This window comes from Shewanella surugensis, assembly GCF_023284005.1.
GTDB lineage: Bacteria > Pseudomonadota > Gammaproteobacteria > Enterobacterales > Shewanellaceae > Shewanella > Shewanella surugensis.
Genome location: NZ_JAKIKS010000170.1, coordinates 1 through 8,613, shown reverse-complemented (window position 1 = coordinate 8,613; position 8,613 = coordinate 1). Strand labels below are relative to the sequence as shown.

Sequence of the window (8,613 nt, the reverse complement as noted above, 5' to 3'; positions counted from 1 at the left end):
CTCTTCATGAGAACGCTTAGTCATATTAACTCCTGATATCATAGTCAGGGGTTAACATAAGGGATCGATGAACACGGTTGAAGATGTACTTGCTCGGACGGTTACATTATTTCAATTATGCGCCTTATATTAAACAAAGGTGAGATTTCTGAAAGACGAGCCAGCCATGAATACCAAGGGCGATTAGACTACAGCAAAGAGACATTCTAGGTATGTGAAACACACTCAGGTTTTGCTTTTTGGCATGATTGACTTGTTAGAAAGAGTGAGAACGTCAGGTTATCGTGTTTATGCATTAACGGATAATGTAATAGAAATCGTTGATTATCTTCAATCAACTTATCAATTATGGGATTTGTTTGATGGCGTCATTGTGGCCGTTGAAGTGGGATGCCTGAAACCTCATGCTGATATCTTTAATCATTTATTAACTTAATATTCACTGCGTGCAGAGGATTCGGTATTTATTGATGATATGTTAGCGAGTGTCGAAGGGGCGGGAGCCTGTGGTTTTAAAGTGGTATATTTTAAGAATGTGGTTCAATGTAAGCGTGCGTTTAATGTGGAGTTGGACGGGGAAAGGGGCTAGTCGTGCTATATATATTTTCTGGATTACCAGGAACAGGAAAGTCAGTGTTATCGCAATATTTATCTCAATGTATTAAGGGGACTTATTTGCGTATTGATACGATTGAACAAACCATGAAAAATCAATCGATTAATGTTGTTTTTGATGAAGGTTATCAGATTGCTTTTACATTAGCATCGGATAATTTAGCGTTGGGTAACTCTGTTGTGGCTGATTGCGTTAACCCTGCTTTGGAGTCAAGAGAGGCGTGGCGAGAGCTGGCCATGAATGCCAATGTGCCTTTTTGTGATATTGAGATTATTTGCTCTGATGTGGTTGAACACCAATATCGAATAGAGCAGAGGATTGCAGATATTCCCACTTTACAACTTCCAGCATGGGAGCAGGTGATGGAGCGTGAATATCATCAATGGCAAGGAGATCGGATTGTGATTGATACCGCAGGTAAAACAATGGATCAAAGTAAAATGGACTTGTTACAAGCATTGGCGCTTGGATCTTTTTGATGAAGAAAACCGATCCACCTCAACTTCAAGCTATAGAGATTATTTCGAATCGCTCTATTGGCTCTCGACCGAAAGATCTGCTGGAAGTGACGATTAACTTTCATCCAGATCGTTTAACGGATCAGGGGGAGCCTCTTCTCGTGGTGATGGAAAAAGAAGGCCGTTTAAAATCGCAATTTGAAACCAAAACCAGTAACGGTAGTTTATCTGCTTATGTTGGCGGTAAGCGCTGGCAATGGGAACATGAAGCTTTTAATGGGGTTTATGATCAATGTGAGCCTCAAGAGCGGCCTAAATATGGTGCATTAAATTATCAACATAACGAAACGGGGGCTTCTCCTCGATTTGGTTCGGCTTATTTTCGCTTAAAATCAAATGTTTTGACAAGAACGACATTTTGTTTTCCCGATAGTTTTTTCTGCCCTGAGCATTTTTCGACTTACGATTATGTGGATCATTTAATCAATCTATCCTCCAAGAGTGAAAAGGATGTGTTGGATAATTATATCGAAGCCCATATTCATGGTGAGATAAGCCTCGTGCATGATGTTGAAGCATTAGTATTAGATCCTGTGTATTTGGGAACGGATATTGAAAAGCAAGCGAGGATGCTTCCTTGCTTTTTACAGTGGCATTCTGGCTTTACATTACCGATAGACGTTTTTGAACAACATGCTCATTACAGAGATGATAAATACGTATATATTGCTAAAGCACTAGAAAAAAGGGAATTATTACGCCTAGCATGATTGGTGATGCACTTAAAAGAGATCATTATAATCCTCAAGATTTGAAAAAAGTGTGGCATTATTTAGCCAAGTTTGGTGATCAGTCCTAATGGCAATATTAGATTAGGGATATGTAGGCTTATAAAGATGAAAAACTGGAAGCTCAACCCTCAACAAGATAATGTGGCTCGCGTTGTCGACTGCTATTGGTTTTTAGAAAGAGAACCTGATGATAAGCTGTTAACGTGTCCTAAATTAAATCCTGATCCGGCTGCTCATTTGATTATGGCGAGTCACAATCATACTTATCAATATGATAGCGGAAGTGTTCGTAACAAAGGCATGGGAAGTCATTGGTTATTCCCGCACAGTCAGACTTTGGCGATGGATCATTCAAAACCTTTTGTTATTTTAGGGATCAAGTTTCATGTGGGTGCCTTGTATTCATTGACGATGGAACCCAAGCAGCCGATGATAAATCATGTGATGGCTGTTGATTTGAAAGATATTTTACAATTTGAACATTCACAGAAGATCCGGTGTTTATTATCTCTTGGTGATCCTTTAGGTTTTTCGGGATCACTTGAATTTAATTTACTCAAAGCAGCAGAACATCCACAGGCTTGTCGTGATCTGCTCGATACTGTACTTCAGCCTTGGTTATTCAAAAGTGATTTTGATAAACACAGTCTGCTGGTCAAACGTGCATATCCTTTGTTGCACGATATGCCAATCACAAAGCTAGGCGTGATTTTACATTGCTCACAACGTACCTTAGAACGTAGCTTTTTACGGGTCACGGGTATGACATTAAAACAATGCCAGCAGATGGAAAAATTAGAGACCTTGCTACATTTTCTGCAAAGGAAAAATGAAAAAAAGGCTAATTGGGTTGATATTGCCCAGCAGTTTGGATTTAGTGATCAGCCTCATCTCATTCGTTACCTTAAAGATACGCTGGGTCAAACGCCGGGTGAATATGCGCTAAAACGGGATGTCACTATTGATATTTATGGTGATTTTGAGAGTCATTAATGGTTGTCGTATTTGTTCAATCTTTTGTTTTTGGTGGTTGTTAACCTTGGTTACCTATTGAGATCATTAAACGTTAAGAAGAATGAAAATGAATATAGATATTAGGACTTATCAACCCGCTGATTTGCATGATTTATTATACGCATGGGAGAGTGCCTCTCAGCTTGCTCATCCTTTTATGCCCCCTTCTTTTTTCGAGCAAGAACGATATAACATTCCTCATGTTTATTTACCCAATACTGATACTTGGGTGGTTTGTGTGGAGGGTAAAGTGGAGGGGTTTATTGCGTTAATGGACAACGAAGTGGGCGGTTTTTTTGTCGATCCTACTTTTCATGGTCAAGGTTTAGGCCAAGCATTGATGAATAAAGCGTGTACTTTACATGACAGCTTAGTGGTGGATGTGTTTAAGGATAATAAGATGGGTTGTCGTTTTTATCAACAATATGGCTTTACCTTGATTGAGGAAAAAACCTGGGATGAAACGGGAGATGCCATGTTAAGGCTAGGTTGGGCTGCATCCTGAAAAGTGTAACGCTATGTTATCGATTCATATTGATTTTTATTGACTCATTCATTAAGTTGGTTTTTAAATGAAAAGAGACTGAGTGTGAAGTGATGAGTCAAGTTGGAAAGGTGGCGATAGTGACGGGAGGCAGTCGAGGCATTGGTGCGGCTACCGCTAAGTTGTTGGCGTCTCGAGGTTATGCGGTTTGTGTGAATTATCGCACTAAGCAGCAATGTGCTGACGCGGATCATTCAAGCAGGTGGTAAAGCAATTGCTGTTAAAGCCGATGTCTCTGTTGAGCATGAAGTGATTAAGTTATTTGATTTCGCTGAAAACACGTTTGGTTTAGTGACTCATTTGGTGAATAATGCCGGAATTTTATTGCCACAGTCGTGTTTAGTGGATCTTGATGTGGCGCGTTTTAATCAAATGATGCTAACGAATGTGACCAGTTGTTTTTTGTGTTCAAGGGCATTCATCAAACGCATTCAAGCCAATGTTAGAGTAAAGCAGCATGCATTAAACAGTGCGATAGTGAATGTATCATCGGCAGCAGCGAAAAGTGGTGCGCCCTTTGAATATATTGATTATGCCGCATCAAAAGGCGCAATGGATGCAATAACAACCGGCTTGTCGGTAGAAGTGGCAGGAAAAGGCATTCGGGTCAATGACGTGAGGCCGGGCTTTATTCATACCCAAATGCATGCCGATGGTGGAGAGCCTCATCGAGTGGCAAGGTTAGCTTCTCAAATTCCGCTTAAGCGAGGCGGAACGCCAGAGGAGGTGGCGAATGCGATTGCTTGGTTGTTATCCGATGAAGCCTCTTATGTCACAGGCTCATTTATCGATTTGGCAGGAGGTAAGTAAGCCTTTCCTAGTTTAATGAAGACAGTGGCACTGTTGGTGTTAGTTAACCTGAACTCGGGATAAGCCGCGTCGCTGAATACCGCTATTTTTGCCCCTATCTGTGTTGGAATGACGAGTAATAGCGGGCTATTACGGTCGAAACTCCGCCTTGATATCGACAATAATGTCGGCCCTCAGCAGGTTATGGGAGGCTAAACTCACCAGATAATCCGTAATTGTATGATTTATAAATGAATAAAAGTAAGCCGGACACTCATTATCCCGAATTCAGGTTAGTTAGGTCGCCTTTTTTAGTTGAAAATATCACATTGATGCCAAAATGAGGTGACGGCTAATGACGTAGTATTGGTTACAGCGTTAGAGATGTTTTAATCATAAGCCATACCCATCGATAAAATGTAGCCGCAAGGCTTGCAGTTGCTCCTATAGATCCTTAAATGTGCATGAAAAAGGGGGAGCTTATTCGTGATAGTGTTTTATGTTTTTTCTTTTGTTAGTCCGGCTTTTTTTAGTACTTTGCCAAAGGTAAATACCGGTGAGTGACATAATGATAAGTGCAAAAGCAACAAGATCCATAAACCAAGGTCCTAAAGGGCCAAAGAATCGACCGCTATGCACATCGAGAAGCACTCTTTCCCAGGTTAAATGCGTGCTTCTGGCTTTGAGTGAGATTAAGGCTAACTGTTGCTCCACCTGCGCTGCTGGGAGTGGCTCTACCCATGAGATCGCGATTAAAGGTGACGCTTTTGTCCATTCGATGAGGTCGCTATCTGCAGTAAAATAGCCATTGGCCGTTTTAAGCCACAGCTGTCCATCTTGGCCGATGTTCTCTATATCTTGAGGTAAGCCTAGAGTGTCATCTTGTTGCTCTAATAATTGTCCTTTTTGAGAAATGAGATAAAGCTGCTGAGGCGTGATAGCAATAAAAAGATCGTTAAAGCTGATAATGGCGGAGATCATCATATCAGCCTCAATGGGGGGAGAATCTTTTATCCAAATGAAGTTATCTGAGCTGGCGATAAGAGGCTTAGTTTGATAAATAGCCATGTGGGCCGGTTGAGTAATACCATAGTCATCGAGTAGCCACGCTAAGTTAACTTTTTTACTGTCTAAAGAAAGTGTGTGGCTATGATTAATTAAAATACCTGTGATCGATAGCATAATGACGAATACTACACTTAAGATCCCCAGTTTTCGATGCCAAAAGCGAAAGTATTTATTGGTGTGTTTATTTATCTTGCTTTTTTTTAATGGATGGTACTTTTTAGTCATATTAATTTAGCTTGTTCATATAGATTACGATTGATGAAGGCATAAAAATAGGCTCACATGATCAATATTCATATTAACATTGGTCATCCTTTGAGGTGTACTTGCGCATCAAGCCAAAGTGCGATACGTGACAATTTAGTCAGTGCTCTAACCGATAGGGTTGCTCCTGTTATGCCATCGATGTGTTTATTGAGTTCTAGATCGTTTTTAAGCTTGGCTGATTTAAATTGATCGGTAAAAAAGGGATGCCTGACTTCATCACCACGGCTTTCTCGATAGATTAACACTTTTGTTTGGGCGATTTTTTGATCTTTTATATGTATGCCTACTGTGATAAGGGATTCTTTACCGATTTCGTTTAACACCCATACTGTTTCATTATTTTTTTGCCAGTAACGCAGCCTCAGTTTATTAAATCGGTGGGCTAAAATGGTTTCAATCGTCTTTTGGGCATTGCCATCTAACCAAAAGATATTCGCTTTAGGTGTCGGGATGGCTAACGCTTGGTGAATAAAGGCTTCAGGTGTTTGATAAACTCCCTTAGCGAAGGTGTTCGAACTATTGAATAGTACAATGAAAAGTGACAATAAAGGAATAAACTTCATTTTTGCTTGAGACCCGTTAACAAGGCAGATGATAGATTTAATGTGAATATAGCGTATTTGTTATTATTTATAAAATGAGTGACTAAGAAAATGGTTAAGGTGTATGTAAACCAATCAGAGTTTTATCTCTGATTGGTTTACATACAAAGCAAAAGGTAAGTGCTAATCATTTGAGATGTAGCCCTTATTTATGCATTTAAAATTGATACCCAAGACCTAAGTTAAAGCCATCAGCATCATTAGCACCACCTTGGTTTTCATAATCGGCTTTAAAGACGACATTTTCATGCAACCAATAATTGATCCCGACATTGGTTTGAGTAATTGAGGTATCATTGTTATTACCCGCTTGCGTATCATACTCATTGTAGCGAGCAAAGATCCCAAAACTATCATTAAAGCGATATGACGGTTCAATATAATAACCATCTTGTTTATCTTTACCTAACGCTTCGGCATCTGCACTATCGATATTCCAATTGGCGATGAGAGCCTTGATAGTGAATTTTTGAATGGTGTAAATAACATGGCCACTGACTAATACGGCTTGTGCTGTATCAACACCCACTGCGCCTTGGGTTATATCCGTTTGGTACTGGGCGGTAGCGGCAATTTCTAATCCCGGAATTGCAGTGTATTTTATCCTTGCGGTATAGGCTAAATCAGAAGCATTAGCTTCAGAGACTTTCTGACGTCCACTGCGAATATTATACGCATTATCCCCTGACGTGGGGACATTAAGACCACTGGTGATGGCTGTATCAAAAGACAGCCCTGGCATGGCTATAATATTGAGCGCTAAACCACCTTCCCACCAAGTAGAGGGAATAATGTACTTTTCTACCGGATTACGCTCAACCCCATAGAAAGTCGCTGGCTCATGGGTTTCATTGAGGATCCCTACAGGTATAAGAAACAGACCGGCTTTCCCTGTGAGCATTTGATTGAAATCGTGCTCGATATAGGCTTGCTCAAGCTCGACTTCACCATTTTTGCCATCACCCGAGATGGAATGTTCGAGTTCTATTTCGGAGAAGAAGCGTGTTTTTTCAGTAAATTCATGGCCAAAAAAGAGTACAAAACGATGGAAGTCTAATTCTTTTTTATTGGTATTTGTTTGATTGTTAGATATATTATTATAATGGAGTTCACCATAACCGCCAATCGTTGTCGCACTTTTACTGCCTACTCTTTCATCGACGACATCTGCCGTTCTTTCCACTCTTTTTTCTGTTTCATCTAAACGGCGTTCAAGTTCATTTAGTACTTTTTGTTGTTGCTCTATGACTTTTCTGAGTTCGTCAGTTTCATTGGCGGCCAATACAACAGGAGAGGCAAAAAGGGCGATTAACGCACTTGCAAGTATGGTTTTTCTCATCAGAATTCCAATGTGTGGTGGTTTAAAATCGAACACCCAAGGATGTTTGATGAATATGTTATTTTGTTGTGCAATATAATGCAAACTATTATCATTTGTAAAACTATTTGGTTTTTTATTTGTTTTTTCTGTTTGGATTATTTCGGTTTTTTATGTTGGTATTTCATGTGAAGAGATTGATGGGGTTTGTTGGTATTGACTCTTATTGTTGTTTTTAAAGGAGGATAAACACAATATGTGCTTATCCTCTTCAATATTTTTCTATTGAGTCAGATTATTATCTGCTTTCAATGAATTTAAGAAGTGAGTAATGTCTTTTTTTGAGCGCAAATGATAGACGGTTTTTGTTTTCGCAGCGTCAGTGACGTAGCGCCGATAGGTGGGAGTGAGTTTTTTATGGCATAGCCAGATAACCCGATAACTTTTATAGGTTGATTTTAGTAAAGGCGCGTCTTCAGGCCAGCCGAGTGTGGGGTGATAAAGCCCTTTAATAAAGCGTTTAGTCACCCAGAAAAAATGTAAGGCGAGTGGCAAATCGATATAGATTAAGGTATCAGCTTTATCGAGTCGTTTCCATGTAGAGGCTAAGCAGCCATAGCCATCGATGACCCAAGTATCACGACTAATGATGTCATTATGTAATTCAAGGAAATCTATGTGGGGGATGGCAATGCCACCCGAAACATATTGGAGTTTATCTAATGCATAGAGCGGTAACTGCATCGTTGTTGCTATTTTCTCGCTACAGGTTGACTTACCTGCTCCGGCGTTACCAAATACGGCGACTTTTTTCATGTGACACCCTGTTTGGAGGCCCTCAAAACAGAATAAACTATCCGCCTTGAAGGCGGGGGTTAAATGTTATGGCTATATGACTGAAATAGCTTATCCCCACCACTGATTAAAAGCGATGATGATAATTCGAGCGATATAATGATACTGGCTAAGTTTCATAATACAAAATTTCCTATCTCGATAACTACTCAGTAAAAATTAACATTAGCACAGAATGGGGATACTAGTACCTTGGCTCATTAATTATGATTGATTGAGCTGTTCATAGGCGCGTGTGAATTTCTCGCGCGCCTTATCAACATTAAACATCCAGTTTATCGATGCTTTTTC

General features: G+C 40.0%; 9 protein-coding genes and 1 pseudogene. 6 read left to right on the top strand and 4 right to left on the bottom strand.

Features of this window, described 5'->3' with window-relative positions:
• Positions 1–214 precede the first annotated feature (214 nt).
• The 6 genes and pseudogenes from L2764_RS24405 to L2764_RS24380 all read left to right on the top strand — a co-directional run bounded on the left by L2764_RS24405 (position 215) and on the right by L2764_RS24380 (position 4,233).
• Complete coding sequence (locus L2764_RS24405; protein WP_248942970.1) at positions 215–436, top strand: HAD family hydrolase; 222 nt, start codon at positions 215–217, stop codon at positions 434–436.
• A gap of 155 nt (positions 437–591) precedes the next feature.
• Positions 592–1,095, top strand: coding sequence for a P-loop nucleotide/nucleoside kinase family protein (locus tag L2764_RS24400; protein ID WP_248942969.1), 504 nt, complete (start codon positions 592–594; stop codon positions 1,093–1,095).
• Complete coding sequence (locus L2764_RS24395) at positions 1,095–1,844, top strand: DUF3626 domain-containing protein (RefSeq protein ID WP_248942968.1); 750 nt, start codon at positions 1,095–1,097, stop codon at positions 1,842–1,844. Before L2764_RS24400 ends, L2764_RS24395 begins: the two co-directional genes overlap by 1 nt.
• Positions 1,845–1,970: 126 nt before the next feature.
• Positions 1,971–2,858, top strand: a complete 888-nt coding sequence (locus tag L2764_RS24390; protein ID WP_248942967.1) for a helix-turn-helix domain-containing protein — start codon at positions 1,971–1,973, stop codon at positions 2,856–2,858.
• An 88-nt stretch (positions 2,859–2,946) separates the two neighbouring features.
• The gene (locus tag L2764_RS24385; protein ID WP_248942966.1) at positions 2,947–3,384 is read left to right on the top strand and encodes a GNAT family N-acetyltransferase; all 438 of its coding nucleotides are present in this window, start codon (positions 2,947–2,949) and stop codon (positions 3,382–3,384) included.
• A 92-nt stretch (positions 3,385–3,476) separates the two neighbouring features.
• Positions 3,477–4,233: pseudogene (locus tag L2764_RS24380) on the top strand (SDR family oxidoreductase).
• 459 nt (positions 4,234–4,692) lie between these two features.
• On the opposite strand, the gene L2764_RS24375 reads toward L2764_RS24380, so the two are convergent.
• The 4 genes from L2764_RS24375 to L2764_RS24360 form a co-directional block, all read right to left on the bottom strand.
• Positions 4,693–5,505, bottom strand: coding sequence for a PepSY-associated TM helix domain-containing protein (locus L2764_RS24375; RefSeq protein WP_248942965.1), 813 nt, complete (start codon positions 5,503–5,505; stop codon positions 4,693–4,695).
• 83 nt (positions 5,506–5,588) lie between these two features.
• Positions 5,589–6,110, bottom strand: a complete 522-nt coding sequence (locus L2764_RS24370; protein WP_248942964.1) for an FMN-binding protein — start codon at positions 6,108–6,110, stop codon at positions 5,589–5,591.
• Between the two features lie 196 nt (positions 6,111–6,306).
• Positions 6,307–7,488: a porin gene (locus L2764_RS24365; RefSeq protein WP_248942963.1), complete on the bottom strand. Its 1,182-nt coding sequence runs from the start codon at positions 7,486–7,488 to the stop codon at positions 6,307–6,309.
• Between the two features lie 261 nt (positions 7,489–7,749).
• Positions 7,750–8,283, bottom strand: coding sequence for a P-loop NTPase family protein (locus tag L2764_RS24360; protein ID WP_248942962.1), 534 nt, complete (start codon positions 8,281–8,283; stop codon positions 7,750–7,752).
• Between the last annotated feature and the right edge of the window lie 330 nt (positions 8,284–8,613).

What these genes read in the sequence shown, in the direction of transcription:
- L2764_RS24395 (WP_248942968.1), top strand. Translation starts at nt 1,095, where the DNA reads ATGAAGAAAACCGATCCACCTCAACTTCAAGCTATAGAGATTATTTCG.
- L2764_RS24390 (WP_248942967.1), top strand. Translation starts at nt 1,971, where the DNA reads ATGAAAAACTGGAAGCTCAACCCTCAACAAGATAATGTGGCTCGCGTT.
- L2764_RS24385 (WP_248942966.1), top strand. Translation starts at nt 2,947, where the DNA reads ATGAATATAGATATTAGGACTTATCAACCCGCTGATTTGCATGATTTA.
- L2764_RS24375 (WP_248942965.1), bottom strand. Translation starts at nt 5,505, where the DNA reads ATGACTAAAAAGTACCATCCATTAAAAAAAAGCAAGATAAATAAACAC.
- L2764_RS24370 (WP_248942964.1), bottom strand. Translation starts at nt 6,110, where the DNA reads ATGAAGTTTATTCCTTTATTGTCACTTTTCATTGTACTATTCAATAGT.
- L2764_RS24365 (WP_248942963.1), bottom strand. Translation starts at nt 7,488, where the DNA reads ATGAGAAAAACCATACTTGCAAGTGCGTTAATCGCCCTTTTTGCCTCT.
- L2764_RS24360 (WP_248942962.1), bottom strand. Translation starts at nt 8,283, where the DNA reads ATGAAAAAAGTCGCCGTATTTGGTAACGCCGGAGCAGGTAAGTCAACC.